10 protein-coding genes are annotated in these 15370 nt (G+C 34.1%); 8 read left to right on the top strand and 2 right to left on the bottom strand.

What is annotated here, in order from left to right:
* The first annotated feature begins 74 nt into the window (after positions 1–74).
* The 8 genes from P6940_RS03220 to P6940_RS03185 all read left to right on the top strand — a co-directional run bounded on the left by P6940_RS03220 (position 75) and on the right by P6940_RS03185 (position 11056).
* The gene (locus P6940_RS03220; RefSeq protein WP_277293181.1) at positions 75–3854 is read left to right on the top strand and encodes an N-6 DNA methylase; all 3780 of its coding nucleotides are present in this window, start codon (positions 75–77) and stop codon (positions 3852–3854) included.
* 50 nt (positions 3855–3904) lie between these two features.
* Positions 3905–4888, top strand: coding sequence for a site-specific tyrosine recombinase/integron integrase (xerA, locus tag P6940_RS03215; RefSeq protein ID WP_277293180.1), 984 nt, complete (start codon positions 3905–3907; stop codon positions 4886–4888).
* A 21-nt stretch (positions 4889–4909) separates the two neighbouring features.
* The gene (locus tag P6940_RS03210) at positions 4910–5419 is read left to right on the top strand and encodes a restriction endonuclease subunit S (protein WP_277293179.1); all 510 of its coding nucleotides are present in this window, start codon (positions 4910–4912) and stop codon (positions 5417–5419) included.
* Positions 5420–5583: 164 nt separating this feature from the next.
* Positions 5584–6222 carry an RNA polymerase sigma factor gene (locus P6940_RS03205; RefSeq protein WP_277293178.1) on the top strand — a complete coding sequence of 213 codons (639 nt, stop codon included), beginning with the start codon at positions 5584–5586 and terminating at the stop codon, positions 6220–6222.
* 691 nt (positions 6223–6913) lie between these two features.
* Complete coding sequence (locus P6940_RS03200) at positions 6914–8077, top strand: restriction endonuclease PLD domain-containing protein (RefSeq protein ID WP_277293177.1); 1164 nt, start codon at positions 6914–6916, stop codon at positions 8075–8077.
* Positions 8078–8149: 72 nt separating this feature from the next.
* Positions 8150–9115 (top strand): DNA cytosine methyltransferase, encoded by a 966-nt coding sequence (locus P6940_RS03195; protein ID WP_277293176.1) that lies wholly within the window; start codon positions 8150–8152, stop codon positions 9113–9115.
* A gap of 872 nt (positions 9116–9987) precedes the next feature.
* Entirely contained in the window at positions 9988–10608 is a 621-nt protein-coding gene (locus P6940_RS03190; protein WP_277293175.1) for a hypothetical protein, read from the top strand.
* 19 nt (positions 10609–10627) lie between these two features.
* Positions 10628–11056 carry a DUF805 domain-containing protein gene (locus tag P6940_RS03185; RefSeq protein ID WP_277288316.1) on the top strand — a complete coding sequence of 143 codons (429 nt, stop codon included), beginning with the start codon at positions 10628–10630 and terminating at the stop codon, positions 11054–11056.
* Positions 11057–11463: 407 nt separating this feature from the next.
* Here the strand turns inward: P6940_RS03185 and P6940_RS03180 are convergent, their stop codons facing one another.
* Both P6940_RS03180 and bioB read right to left on the bottom strand, forming a co-directional pair.
* A complete protein-coding gene (locus P6940_RS03180; protein ID WP_038152178.1) occupies positions 11464–12729 on the bottom strand; it encodes an MFS transporter in 1266 nt (421 codons plus the stop codon).
* A 639-nt stretch (positions 12730–13368) separates the two neighbouring features.
* Positions 13369–14481, bottom strand: a complete 1113-nt coding sequence (bioB, locus tag P6940_RS03175; RefSeq protein ID WP_277293174.1) for a biotin synthase BioB — start codon at positions 14479–14481, stop codon at positions 13369–13371.
* Positions 14482–15370 lie beyond the last annotated feature (889 nt).

The raw sequence follows: 15370 nt of genomic DNA, 5'->3' as shown, positions 1-15370 counted from the left end.
AGGTGCATTCGTAAATAGGAAGTAATTTGTATTACTTTAGAATTAAGGCACTATAAAAGTAAGGAGGACTAGGAATGATAACAAAATCAAATTTAGAGAAAGCTTTAGATTTAATTGGTTATAAACAAGACAATCAAACTAACCATTTGATAAAACACTATCCAGAATTTGATTGCTTCATTTCTGTTGACTTTGAACATGAAAAAATAAATTATCCTGAAGATAAAGGGTTACTCATTCATAAAAAAACAACATGTAATTTCTCAGAACCAGAAAATTTTGTTGTGTTGGAATGTATAACCAGATTGATGGATAAAGGATATCGACCAGAACATATAGAAATTGAAAAAACTTGGTCTTTAGGGCATGATCAAAAAAGTGGTAGAGCTGATATTTTAGTAAAAGATAGTAGTGGAAAAACTCTTTTTATCATTGAGTGTAAAACATATGATAAAGAATATGATAAAGCGTTAAAAGATACTCTAAATGATGGAGCTCAATTATTTTCGTATTGGCAACAAGAAAAACATTGTAAATGGTTGATCCTTTATACTTCAACACTTGATAGCGATAAAATAACTTATAAAACATGTGCTATCAATTGTAGCGATGACAAAAACTTAATTGAGTTATCGAAACAAGATTCTTCAATTCTTCTTTATAAAAATGCTTATACTGTGCCTGAACTCTATACGGTATGGCAAGAAACTTACGAAAAAAGACTCTTAGGGGATATTTTATTTAGAGATGACTCTATAGCCTATCAAGTAGGTGTCAAACCGTTACGTAAGAAAGACCTTATCGATTTTTCTGGTGATGATAAAGTTGTCAATAGATTTGAAGAAATTCTTAGACATAATAATGTATCAGATAAAGAAAATGCTTTTAATAGATTAGTGGCACTGTTTATTTGTAAACTTGTTGATGAAAGTCGAAAAGTAGATTCAGATGTTGTCGACTTTCAATATAAAGATGGAACAGATACCTATGAAAGTTTGCAAGATAGACTTCAACGACTTCATAAAGAAGGTATGGAACAGTTTATGAAAGAAGATATTTTCTACATACCCGAAGACTATGCAAAAAGAACGATTCAGCAATATACAGGCAATAATAGAAAAGAGTTAATTAAAGAACTTGATAAAACACTACGCATTTTAAAATTTTATACAAATAACGACTTTGCCTTTAAAGATGTTCATAATGAAGAATTATTCCTTCAAAATGGTAAAATTCTAGTAGAAGTTGTAAAGCTATTTGAAAACTATAGAATTATTGGTTCAAATAATTTACAAATGTTAGGAGATCTATTTGAACAACTTTTAAATAAGGGATTTAAGCAAAATGAAGGACAATTTTTTACACCTGTGCCGATCACTCATTTTATTTGGGATAGTCTACCTTTGGAGAAAATAATTAGACAGGATGAAAAAGTAAACTTTCCCAAAATAATTGACTATGCCTGTGGAGCGGGTCACTTTTTGACAGAAGGTTTTGAAGCCGTAAATGATATTTTTATCTATCTTGATTCAGAGATGAAAATAGATTATTCATGGGCAAGAGATAATATTTATGGTATAGAAAAAGACTATAGACTTGCTAGAGTTTCAAAAATATCTTTATTCATGCATGGAGCAGGAGTAGGGAATATTATCTTTGGTGACGGACTGGAAAACTATAAGGAAAAAGAAATTATTTCAGAAAGTTTTGATATTCTAGTAGCAAATCCACCTTATTCTGTTTCTGCGTTCAAACCACATTTAAATCTTAAACATAACGATTTTACAGTTTTAGATAAAGTTTCAAATACAGGATCTGAAATTGAAACTCTTTTTGTAGAAAGAATTTCACAACTTTTAAAGCCTAAGGCTGTTGCTGCGGTCATTCTTCCTTCCTCTATACTAAATAAAGAAAACGAAAGCTTTATTTCAGCACGTGAGTCAATCCTTGAGAATTTTAAAATTAGAGCCATAGTATCTTTGTCTAGCAAAACTTTCGGGGCAACTGGCACAAATACGGTAGTTTTATTTTTAGAAAAATTTGACGAACCGCCTAAAAAAATTGATTTAGTGAAAGATAGTGTGGAATCAATTATAACTGGAAAATCCTTAGAAAATTGGGAAGATGAAAACATATTTAAAGAATATTTAAAAACAATAGACGTAGAGATAGGCGATTATAAAAAATTCATTGATAAAAGCGTAAACTATGACGAATATAAAAATAAATACTTTAAAAATTATACATCAAGCTTTTTAGGTTTAAGCTCTGTTAAAACTAAGAAAAAACAAAAGACTTTTACAAAACTAGAAAAAAATGAGCAAGATAGTATCTTAAATAAAATGTTCTACGACTATGTTTTTGACATTGAAAGAGAAAAAATTAAATATTTTGCCTTAACGTATAAAGAAAGAACCCTTATAATAAATGCACCTAACGACAATAAGGAACAAGAAGAATTTTTAGGCTATAAATGGTCTAATAGAAAGGGACAAGAAGGAATACAGATAACAAACCATGGTGGGAAATTATATAACAATGAAGATAGGCGAGATGAAAATAACCTAGCATCTTTGATTAGAAAGTCATTCTATGGAGAAGAATACTCTATTGATGATTTAGAGGAATACTACTATTATCTAACTACTAAAGATATGCTAGACTTTAGAAGTGTGGGGTTTAATAAGGGAATTGTTATTCAAAGAAAAAATCTAAAAAATGACTATCTAGGGAGTTTTCCTATAGACAATTTAAGCAACATAGCAAGGTACGTAACAGAAAAAGTTATGTATAGGGAGATTAATCCTGATTATTATGTAACCACAGATAATATGTTGAAGGATAAAAGAGGTGTTGCGTTATATGATAAAATACCCAACGTCAATAAAGTAACTCGATATTATGAGAATGATATCTTAGTATCAAATATTCGACCATACCTGAAAAAGATTTGGCTGGCAGATCATCAAGGTGGATGTTCAAATGATATATTAGTATTTAGAATTTTAGATAATAACAGGATTCTTCCTGAATATCTTTATGAAATTATGAAAGATGATGCTTTCTTTGACTTTATAATGTCAACTGCTAAAGGTATTAAGATGCCACGTGGTGACAAAGAAAAGATATCTGATTATCTAGTTCCAATTCCATCTATACAACAACAAAAAATAATAATTGACGAATTTAAGAAAGTAGATAATAAAATAAATGAAGAGAAAGAATTATTAGAACAATATGATAAAGATATTAAATCAAAATTTGTCGAGATGTTTGAAGGGAAAAATTTTGAATCTAAAAAGTTATCAGATTTATTTTCTTTTCAATTAGGAAAAACTCCATCAAGGTATAATAATGAATACTGGAATAAAATTGGATATAAGTGGATTTCAGTTGCGGATATGGGAAATTATGATAGATTTACAAGTGATACTTCGGAATTTATAACTGATAAAGCTATTATTGATACAGGTATAAAACATGTACCAGCTGGTACTGTTATTATGAGTTTTAAATTAACTATTGGAAGAACAGCAATAACATCAGAAAATATCTATACAAATGAAGCTATCATTGCATTTTTAAATAGGGGTAAAAATTATGTTGACAACGATTATTTACGATTGTATTTATCTATACATGATTGGTCATCAGGAGAATTGAATGCTATTAAGGGAGCTACTCTCAATCAATCATCTATAGGAAATACGGTAATAAAGATTCCACCAAAAGACCTACAAGACGAATTTGCATCTTATGTAGAAGACATCGACAAATTGAAATTTGAAGCCAATGAAAGAAAGAAAAAAGCAGAAATAGAAAAAGAAAATTTAATAGATAAATACTTTAGATAAAATAAGCCCACCAACTTGTTATCTGCATTTTATTTTTCAAGGAGGATTTTATGAAAAATTTAGTGATTACAGAAATTATGCAAGACATGGTGGGCTATTTAAATAATGAACAGTTGGAAAAACTTGAAAAGACTTTACATCACACATTCTGGAATAAGGAAATCATAGAGAAGGATGATTCAAACCTAAGTGATGATTTTGATTACTTAGCTGAGTTTCTATCCGCAAAAAAAGTTGAAGGTTGCTCTGAAAGAACTCTTTCCTATTATAAAAGCACTATAAAAAAGATGATGAATAGTATAAACAAGATCGTAAAACAAATAGAAACCAGCGATTTACGTTCTTATATTGCTTCATATGCAGATACCAATGAGGTAAGCAAAACAACCCTTGATAATATAAGGCGCATCATATCAAGTTTCTTTTCTTGGCTGGAAGAAGAAAACCACATTATAAAAAGTCCAGCAAGGCGTATCCATAAAATAAGAACAGGAACTACAGTAAAAGCAGTTTATACAGATGAAGAATTAGAGTTATTAAGAGATTCTTGTAAAAATATTCGAGACTTAGCTATAATAGACTTTTTATCATCAACTGGAGTTCGTATAGGAGAGTTGACGAAAATAAATATATCAGATATTGACTTTGATAAAAGAGAGTGTGTTGTGTTAGGAAAAGGAAATAAAGAAAGAATCGTATATTTTGATGCAAGAACTAAAATTCATATGTTAGACTATCTTGAAAGTAGGGTTGATGATAATGAAGCTCTTTTTGTATCTTTACATAGCCCCTACAATAGGCTAAAAATATCAGGAGTTGAAATTAGACTTAGAAACCTAGGAGAAAAACTTAATATCGAAAGAGTCCATCCTCATAAATTTAGAAGAACCCTGGCAACAAAGGCGATTGATAAAGGAATGCCTATAGAGCAAGTTCAAACACTTTTAGGGCACACAAAAATAGACACCACTTTGCATTATGCAATGGTAAATCAAAATAATGTAAAACAGTCTCATAGAAAATATATAGGTTAATTCAAATCAAAATTTGTCGAGATGTTTGAGAAAAATTTATATAAGAAACAAACTATTGAAAATTTATGTTTTGATGGTAGAGGTAGAGTTATAAATCAAGATTATATAAGATTAAATTCAGGGAAATATCCAGTCTATTCATCACAGACAACAAATCAAGGAATTTTTGGTTTTATTGATACTTTTGATTTTGATGGAGAATATGTAACGTGGACTACTGATGGAGCAAATGCAGGCACTGTATTTTACAGAAACGGTAAATTCAATTGTACTAATGTTTGTGGAACTTTAAAAGCTAAGACCGTTAACATAAATATGATATATTTATCTTTTGCACTAGGTATGGTTGCTAAAGACCATGTAAGTCATGTTGGTAATGATAAGTTAATGAATGAAGCTGTAAAAAAAATCTTGATTCCTGTGCCACCTAAAGAACTACAAGACAAGTTTGCATCCTACGTAGAAGATATCGACAAATTGAAATTTGTGCTATGTACAGCAACTTCACCCATTTTAGTCACCCTATTGTGAGTAAAGTGGGTGAAGTTGCTGTATGTTCGTTATAAGAGAAGCCAACTAGCCATTTGCACCGCTTACGCCTTTCATTTATAGTACAAGCAAGCGCTACAGTTAAATTTGCAATAGCTATTGCTCGTATGTACGAGAAATGCATTTCTCCGTAGGGAGATAGTGAAATGAAAACAATGATAGGCGAAGAAAAAGCACGATTGATGAGTGATAGAGAGTTAGTGGCAGCGTACCGCAATCATATAGAGGGGGCGCTAACAGAGATTTGTCGACGCTATGAGCGATTGGTACTTAAATATGGGCATAATAGTTTCGCCATTACTTTAGGCGAAGATTTGTTGTCGGAAATGTGGATGGCTTTATTTGAGGCCGTGGAGCAGTATGATATAGAGGGGCCCGTTCAGTTTGCGGGATTTGCGATGAGCAAGATTCGCTTTGCCAATTGGAACTTTTACAAACGATGCAGTAGGAATTGGGAGCGTGAGCAGTTGTTGCAATATACTCATAGCGGTGAAGAGAGCTTTAAAGAGATTGCGTGGGAAGATATACGATCCTTGGCAGATACGGAAGGGGAAGCCTTAAACGCGATGGAGCGACACGATGCAAAGCGGCGCGTGATGGCGGCCTTGGGAGAGTTGGAAAGGACGAATCGGTATATTATGTATTGTGTATTTTATCGCGGTGAAACGATGGCGCAGGTAGGAAAACGGATGGGGTGCACACGGCAAGCGATTCATTATCGATATAAACACGCATTAGAGGCGCTCCGTAATCGCATCGGTGATGATATGCGAAGTGAGTTTTGAGGGATAAGGACTTGTCGGTGAGGGGTGAGCCCTCGTGAACATGGTATGGCTAGCTGTAGCTATCTTTGTTGAGGTGATAGCGGTATTTCTTGTATGATGAAAGTTAGTGATTTTGCTACCTTATGAAGTTGATTCGTAGGCTATGGCCGATACATTTGTTACAAAGAACGTTACTAATCGGTAGAACGATAGCATGGACTACATTCAGTATTGAACTTGATATAACGTAAAAGGGGGCATAGTGCCCCCTTTAGTATATAGGATGAAAAACAGACGTAAAAGATGGTTACCATTGTTAAGTTGTGAGTGCGATGATGAGGAACGAATTTGTTGGAGTATTATTTTTATAATAATCTGTTTTAAAAACAGAACATTTGTACTATACTATAGATATAAATTAAGTGATAAGGAGATATATTTGATTTATAATTAATAGTTTTTTGTTTTATAGTTGATTAGAATCTGTATAACTTACGTGATATATATTAATATAAAAGTAGTGTATACAAGCAAATAATTTAAAGGGAATACGCATTTTTTTACATAGATAAATGGAAATGTATATAGAAAAAATCTATCAGTGTATTAAATAAAATAAAAGCTAATTCAGATTAAATACAATGAATGAAGTGTATAGGAAAAAAAGGAGGGAAAATGCTATAATATTAAAAATGAGCGGGGGTTGGATTAGATGGAAAATAGCTTTTTTATAAAACAATCAGAAAAAGATAGAGAACTATACATAAAACTGTTAGAAGTTACAGGTTCTTTATCAAATTTATTTGCAGAGAGTAATAATCCATTTTTGTATTATAGAGCTATGGAAAATATATTTTGTAAAGCATTCAAGGCGGATAATTTATCAAGGAGTGATATTTCTGCTGATGCAGGTAAAGATGGTATTGGAATAGGATTAAAAACATTTTTACAGAGTAATGGTAAAACGTTTCAGAAAATTGCAGAATTTAATAAAGAGTCATATTTATTACAAGGTCTAGAAGGATTAGAATTAGTCAGAATGGTTTCTAAAATGAGGAATGAAAGAGTTAAATCTACCATGAGGATCTGTAAATTATCGGACATGATGTATCATTTAATTACTAGAAGTAATAGATATATGGCTATTTATGAAGAACATATGGATTTTATCGATATTGAAAAAATCAAATTAAAACAAATAAATAAAACCACGATACACTTTACAGATAATATACATGATTATAATTTTAGTATCTCTAAAAGTACATTGTTAAAAAGATTTGATACTTCAGATAAGAAAAAAATATGGGGATTTCATGTAGATATTTTAAAAGATCCTTATGAGTTTTTGTTATCTGCAAAAGCGCAAGAAGATGCCAGTGCTGTGTGGAGTAGTGAGATAAAAGCTGGTGAAGATTACATAGTATTGCCATTATATAGTCCAAGAACACAAAATGTAGAAAAACATTCGGGACTTAATCAATGGAATGCAAATGGTAGAGCGAGAGATGAGAATGAAGTGTATGTATCAATACCAAGTTGGATACATAAAGCTAAGCGTAATTTTTTTAGATATAGTACAAATGACAATAGAACCGAGCCATTTGATGTAAAATTACCAAATGGAAGTGTATTGAGTATGAGAGTAGCACAACAAGGTGGTAAAGCATTAATGAGTAATCCTAATTCTGCATTAGGGAAATGGATTTTAAGAGATGTGCTTGATTTAAAACCTGGGAATTTAGTTACTAAGGGACAACTCGATATAATAGGCATAGACAGTATAAAGCTATCAAAGATGGAAAATAATATGTATCGGTTGGATTTTTTAAAGTCTGGTAGTTATGAAGACTTTGAAGAGAATTATAACAGATGATGTGAAAATATAATCAGTATTTCTGATTATATTTAAAAAGTTATTTGTAGCATGTCGCAAAAGGAGTAAATAATGAAAGTAGCAGGTTTTTTTGCGGGTGTTGGTGGTATAGAATTAGGCTTTTCACAAGCAGGGTTTGAAATTGTATGGTCAAATGAAATTGATGAAAAAGCAGGAGCTACTTTTAGAGCAAATCATAATACACCTATAGTAATAGATGATATCCATAATATTAGTGCGGACAATGTGCCACATGTAGATGTAATTGTAGGTGGATTCCCTTGTCAAGCTTTTTCTATAGCGGGCTATCAAAAAGGTTTTGAAGATGAACGAGGTGAAATATTTTTTCAACTTGCAAGAATGATTAAAGAAAAAGAGCCAAGAGTTATTTTTATTGAAAATGTAAAGAATTTATTAGGACATGATAAAGGAAATACTTTTAAAGTTATTAAAGAAACGTTGGAGAGTTATGGCTATCATTTAAAAACTATGATATTGAATGCAAGTGAATATGGTAATATACCACAGAATAGAGAAAGGATATATATTATAGGATTTAGAGATAAGAATGATTTATACAATTTTAGAAGTATAGAGCCAATAAAGTTAGATGCTAAAATAACTGATATTGTAAATTATGATGAAAAAGTAGATGATAAATTTTATTATACAGAAAAAAACTGTGCATTTTATGATGAATTAATAAAAGACATGACAAATATAAATACTTTATATCAATGGAGAAGAGTATATGTGAGAGAAAATAAATCTAATCTTTGTCCAACACTTACGGCTAATATGGGTACAGGTGGTCATAATGTGCCTCTTGTTTTAACTAAGTATGGGATTAGAAAATTAACACCTAAAGAATGCTTCTTATTTCAAGGGTATCCAAAAAGCTTTATATTGCCGAATGATATTGCACAAAGCCATTTATATAAACAAGCAGGCAATTCGGTAGTTGTTCCAGTTATTACTAGATTGGCGAAAGAAATTATGAATGCTATTAAGCGGAGTGAGAATATAGAAATAGAATAAGTAATGGCGTCTATACATATATAAAGTAGAGATATAAATTGTTTTATGAGTACATTAGGGTCGTAGTTGATTTAGTTAAAGGTATAAAAAAAGATATGTCTATCAATTTGTAAAAGCTACATAAGAATTAGATCTTTAGCCACAGATGATTGTGTTGTTATTACTTTGTATAGGTAGCGTACAGTTATTATACTTTAAAAGTTTATGTTCAACATATTTTACCCTAATATAGTCCCCTTCCCATCATCACAACAACCGACTAATGATTACGCAAGAATACTCTTTGACAAGAGTATTCTTTTTTTGTTCGTAAAAAAGGAACCTATGTATGATACGTACTACCTTCTTAGGTTGTGATTCATAGCGATACACGAAGGATGTAGCTTAAATTAATTTACTCATCACTGGATGCATTACCTCATATTCTTTGATTTTAGGCGATTATAGGCGATTTTAAGGTAAAATACTAGGCTTATAAGAAAGTTGCGTTTTAGTAATGGTTGAACATTGTATATTTATTTTAAAAGATAAATAAATACTTATAGGATGATTATTATATAAATAAATAAGTACATAAATAATTACGATAAAAGTACGCTCATACTATACGTATGTACTCGGTCTATGGATGAGGTCAAGTTATGTGGGAGCATAATGTGTAAGGGGCATAAAAAATCATGGACCGCACCATACAGGCAAGTTGATTATGAAATATAGCGTTTTTTAACAAAACGCATAATTCATATATAGAATAGTCATATTGGATTGATAGGATATAACATTTTAGCTATAATTTTATTGAAAAAGATTAATATCATTTTTCAAGTTTGTTGTATGCAATGCGTTTGATAGCAGGTGCTAGGAGGAGTAGAATGGGTAGAATGGTAGAAGTAGAAGCAGAATGTGATATGCCACAAACGTTGAAACGGTTTAATTCGCTAGAGGTGAAAGCGAATTCCTTAGGTGGAGTTCAGAGGTTAGTGATGGCAGCGATTCCCTTTTATGATGGAGGAATCGATAGTACACTCGTTGTTTATGAAGATGGAAATTTAATGATTGAGCATACATCGGTACGCCGTTTCATTCATCACATGGCAAAAGCGCGAGGATTACAGTTGAGTTATGTGCGCCAGATTGAAATGGGAGACCATATTCGTGGCTATACACTGCCCTTTACCATTGACCCGTTGCATACTTTTATTATGATGAAATGCCGCAATCATCCGATTGGGCGAGATCCAGCATATGGTTATTTCAATAGTTATCTATTATTTTCTGGTTTATTTGCGTCCACCACGACGAAAGAATCGGCCTTTGTGATTAATAGAACGTGGCAGATTCCTATTTATTTAGGACTTCGTAGTATTCATAGTAAATTATGGCACGCCTATGAAAGTCATCGCGCGTATCTATGCGATTTAAAATATATGTTAGAGTTGCCATGCAATAGTCATGTATGTCATAATTATAGTAATCAATATATACAGTCCTAATGATAGAAAGGGGTCTATTATGAACACTACGGATTATGATAGCATGTACCCGTATACGGGTGGCAATCAGTATTCTACTAAATTTTGGGAAAATTTTGTATATGTTACAACGCATAAGTATGCTGATTTTCATGGACGTGCTTCACGGGGCGAGTTTTGGCGTTACACGTTAGTCGTATTCCTTATATCCGCCATTCTTCCTCTATTGGCGATGGCTATTTTTAGTGATGGGGTTGGGGATGCGTTGTCGGTTATCATATCCATAGCTTTGTTCTTACCGTCGTTGGCACTATCGGTGCGTCGATTGCATGACATCGATAAATCGGGCTGGTGGGTATTGATTCAGATTATCCCATTATTGGGCGGTTTATATTTGTTATATTGCAATGTCCGTCGTGGCGATCCTCAAGCCAATCGATTTGGTCCAAATCCGATTCCAGAAGAATAACAAGATAGGTCTATGCGTACCATCTTGTGTTACTGAGTTACTATAGAAATACATGCATGTTGCTGATGTTGAAAGTCGGCAATGTGCATGTTTTTTATTGTGGCATGGAAGGTCATGGATATGACTTTCATCAAAAGTGGGCGCCTTATCATAGAAAAGAGGGCGTGCATAAGGTGCGTGTATGAGTGCCTTGTCAAGTGATGGGTTCGTTTATACCTTATAGACGCAAAAGCACCGATTGCTCATGATAGAAAGGGGGGGTAAGAGCAATCGGTGCTTTTTGCATACTATATAGTTAGGTGTTATATAGTTCATCAGTTATTGATACATATATAGCAGATAATACCTATATAAGCTATATCTATGGTAAATAGATAATCGTAGGAGTGGTAGATTATCTATGAATATTAGTCGAGTGTATTGGATTCAGTTTGCATAAGACCTTGGGCATTACGGAATTCAATGTCTTCTTTTTGAGCTTTTAATGTAGGATCCTTAGGCGTACCGAGTAGACGTCCATAAAGGAAGTGGTAGGCAAGGAACGCTACGATTGATACGATGGCGGTCAATAGGAACATGTTGGTGAAACCGACGATTTCTTTCACACCGCCTAGTATGTAAGGTCCTACGCCGATACCGATATCAAGGGCGATAAAGTATGTGGAAGTGGCGATGCCGATGCGATGGTAAGGAACCATTTTAACCACAAGGGCTTGTCCGTTTGACATGTACGTACCATATCCTAACCCGACAAATACAGCGGATAATAGAATCATCCAACTAGCGCTAGCATAGGCAAGTAAGATAATGCCGATGGCAAGGGAAATGAAGCAAGGGTATAAGACAAAGTTTTCCCCTTTTTTATCAAATAGAATGCCAAGACCAGGACGGGTGATGGTGATGATAACGGCGTAGACTACAAAGAAGAATGTGCCGGCTTGTACCATGTTAATTTCTCGTGTGTAGGAAGCCATGAAACCGAGCACACCAGAATAGGCCAACCCAACAAGGATAGAAATGAGGGTAACAGAGTTTACACGAGGTTCTAAGTAATCTGAAATGTGAAATGCTGTATGTGCGCCTTTTGGTGCGGAGAAGGTAGGTTCTTTAAATTTCATTAAGAACGCGCCGATAATACAAAGAATAACTAAGGCGACACAGAAGTAAATGATAAAATCGAAACTTGTTAAGTGCAATAAGAAAATGCCGAGGAATGGACCGATAGCAGCGGCCAAACTTGTGCTAAGACCGTAGTAGTTGATACCTTCGCCACGGCGTGCTTTTGGAATAACGCTAGCGATAATAGTACTTGTTGCTGTGGAAGTAATACCATAGGCAAAACCGTTTATAAAGCGAACGATATCAAGGACTGCAAGGTTTGGTGTGTAAAAGTAAAGGATGGTAGACACCAAATATATAAATAAACCGCCGTATAAGACTTTTCTACATCCGAGCGTACCTACAAAGCGACCAGCAAATATACGAGCCACGACGGTACCAATGATGTAGATGCCGACTGCTAACCCAGCTTGACTAGCACTGGCGTGAAAGTTATCTTTAGCAACCACGGCGATGATTACCATGAGTAAGTAATAAATTAAAAATACTAATAAGTTGATGATTGTATCCAACACAAAGGGCATTGTCCACAATCGTTCTTTTGAATCAGCCATTGTATAACACCTCTATTTTCATATTTTTTTCTATAGTTTTTAACTGATGTAGATGATTATAAGACTAAGAAAATAACTTGTAAAATGATAAAATGAGAATACAGTTATAATATTTTTTTATAAATTAATTATAGGCGTGTTGAAAAGTAATATTCATAAAATAAATTAATAGAGTGATGCTATAAAAAAGAAATGGGTACACAATCGTTGATAAAATATAATAGTGTAAGGGTGTGTTATTTTTTGTCATTGCAGATAATTCTGCATAGATTTTATTAATAGCATATCTTATATGTATAAAAGTTGCTTGCAAATAAGAAAATAAATGCCTCTGTTTTGTCAATGTTTCTAGGCACTGGGACGGAGGTATGTTTGCTATGCATAGAGGATGAGTGTATGAGTGTATCATTCGGCATAAAACAGAGAAAACCCGTTGTGATAGGGATGGTATCACAACGGGTTTTCTCCGTAGATAGGAATATATGATCGTTCATGTGCTGCGTTTGATGATTGAAAGGTTACAACTCATGAACGATATGTCCAATATAATGATGCATCAATGTAGCCTAAGTAGCAGAAGAACTCACAATCGATAGTAAGTGTTATTATTTCAGTGCCTTTACTGGATAGGGTTATGGATTAGGCGCCAGCTCGTTGGGCTGTTTGGATTGGTTCTGTAGGTTGTACATTTTGCGTAGGTACAGTACTAGCCACTGGCGTTGCGTTTGGTACGTCTGGTGTAGTAAGGCCTAAGGTCAAGTCTTGAATCATCTGTAAATCTTCTAATGGTGAACGACCGCCTGTTGTCAAATAGCCACCAACCATTAAACCGTTTAAGCCACCAGTTAAGGCGTAGGCTTGTAAATCACGAAGATTTACTTCGCGACCACCAGCGGTACGAATTAATGCTTTTGGCAATACGAAGCGGAATACGGCAAAGGCACGAAGTATTTCAAAAGGAGTCAATCCTTTATTATGTTCAAAAGGAGTGCCTTTGATAGGATTTAGAATATTTAATGGCACCGAATCAATGCCTAATCGTTTTAGCTCAAAAGCCATTTCTACTCGTTGGTCTAAGGTTTCATTCAAGCCTAAAATACCACCGGAACAAACGCGAATACCTGCTTTTTTGGCATTTTCAATAGTACTCATTTTATCCTCATAGGAATGGGTGGTGCAAATGTCTGGGAAATGGCTTGGTGCCGTTTCAATATTGGAGTGATAGCGAGTTACACCAATTTCTTTTAGGGCGAGAGCTTGTTCATAGGTCAATAATCCAAGGGAACAACAAATTTCGAGGCCCACTTCGTTACGAATGCGTGTTAAGGCATGGAGAATTTGATCAAATTCATTAGGGTTGGTGGTGTTTCGTCCGCTAGTAACGATGGAAAAGCGAACGGCACCAGCTTCTTTCGCCTTTTTAGCCGCATTGACGATATCATCTTCTTTCATAAATGGGTATACAGTAACCCCTGTATCGTGATGGGCCGATTGGGCACAGAATTTACAGTTTTCTGGGCATTTGCCGGAACGAGCGTTGACGATGGCGCAAATATCTACCTTGTTATCGTTGTAGTGTTGACGAATTTTGTCGGCCATGGCCAATAAAATCATTGTATCTTCATCGGGTGTGCGAATGAGTTCACGCGCCTCTTCTACGGTGATTTCACCACCGTCTAATACCTTTTTTGCATATTGAATAATTGTTTCGTAATGACCGACTTGGGCCTTAGGATGATTTGTGTCTCTCATAATTTTTACCTCACATATATTGTTAACCTAACCTATTGTTTATAGGTTGATAGTATAAGGCTATTATATATCTCATAGGTGTAATCGTCAATCATGAAAGAAAATAAAGGTTAACAAAAAAAGAAAACTAGACCTCCTGTTGTGGACGTAAGAAAAAGAGAACTAGGGGTGAAAGAGAGAGGAGTTTTATGCTATAAGTGTATAGAACCGATGAGAAACGTAACGCACGTTATACCAAGTCCTACAAAGAGCGTAAACTAGCATATAGGAGCGCATGTGTTATGGACGCAAGAGAAAGAGGGCTAGGGGTGAAAGACAGAGGAGTTTTATGCTATAAGCGTATGAAACCGATGAGGAACGTAACGAGCGCTACGCCAAGGTCCTACAAAGAGCCTGAACTAGCATATAGGAACGCATGTGTTATGGACACAAGCGAAAGAGAACTAGTGGTGAAAAACAGAGGAGTTTTATGCTATAAGCGTATGAAACCGATGAGGCGTGAACGGAATGTGTGAGCATCCGTAGAACTGCGCGTGAAGAAGCGACTTTTAAAATGATAGATACGAAACGCTTTACACGACATAAAGGTAACCCTTACACGACATAAAGGTAATTCTTATATGATATAAAGATAAATAAGGCTAAGTCTTATAGGATATACAAGTAATTCATCATGTATCACGAAATGAGTAATCATTACAGCTATATCTTACACGATATGAAGTTAAATAAGGCTAAGTCTTATAGGATATACAAGTAATTCATCATGTATCACGAAATGAGTAATCATTACAGCTACATCCTACACGATATGAAACTAAAAAAGCACTGTTTGTCATATTGGAAGCGGGTTCATCAGATACAAGGGGGAACGTTTACATAGGGCCTA

Origin of the sequence: Veillonella montpellierensis (assembly GCF_947090115.1) — a bacterium.
In the GTDB taxonomy this organism is placed as follows: domain Bacteria; phylum Bacillota; class Negativicutes; order Veillonellales; family Veillonellaceae; genus Veillonella; species Veillonella montpellierensis.
The sequence above is the reverse complement of the archived record's forward strand: the minus strand, read 5'-3'. Positions and strand labels throughout refer to the sequence as shown.